Source organism: Micromonospora echinofusca (assembly GCF_017614955.1).
In the GTDB taxonomy this organism is placed as follows: domain Bacteria; phylum Actinomycetota; class Actinomycetes; order Mycobacteriales; family Micromonosporaceae; genus Micromonospora; species Micromonospora echinofusca_A.
The window spans coordinates 1-529 of sequence record NZ_WVUH01000729.1; the positions used below are offsets into that span (position 1 = coordinate 1).

Annotated in this window: 1 pseudogene; it reads left to right on the forward strand. The window is 68.8% G+C overall.

The window, feature by feature from the left end:
* Positions 1 to 55: 55 nt before the first annotated feature.
* Positions 56 to 529, forward strand: a pseudogene (locus GSF22_RS34115) (hypothetical protein); the annotation flags it as partial.

The window sequence follows — 529 nt, forward strand, 5'->3', positions numbered from 1 at the left end:
TATCGGGGTGCGTTCCGGGTTTGTGGGTGGGTTGCTCTCTGGTGGTGTGGAGGGGTTGATCGAGCATCCGACGCGGGCGTTGTCGCGGCGGCGGTTGGTGACGGACAACCGGTTGTTGTTCGCGTTGGGTCGGTTGTTCGGTGTGAATATCAGTCTGGGTGACGGGTCGGATCTGGGGAAGGGGCTGCCGGGTCCGGGTCTGTCGTCGGAGACGGCGGAGTCGGTCGCTGATCGTGATCCGGTGCCGGCATACAGTTCGGCTCCGGGTGCGGGTGAGCGTTCGCTGGATCGTGGTGGCGAGGGTCCGGTCGGTGGTGTGTCTGACGGCCGGTCCGGTGGTGGTGTCGGTGGGGTTGGCTCGGCTGGCCTGGAGTCCGGTCAGTCCGCTGGTTCGGGGGGCCAGCCCGCTGGTTCGGGGGTTTCGCAGGCTGGTCCTGGGGCTTCGCCGGTGGGCGGGTTGTCTGGTGTGGACCTGGTGGGCGGCGCCGCGCATGGTCGGGTGGACGGCGCGGTGGCGGGTGGCCTGTTC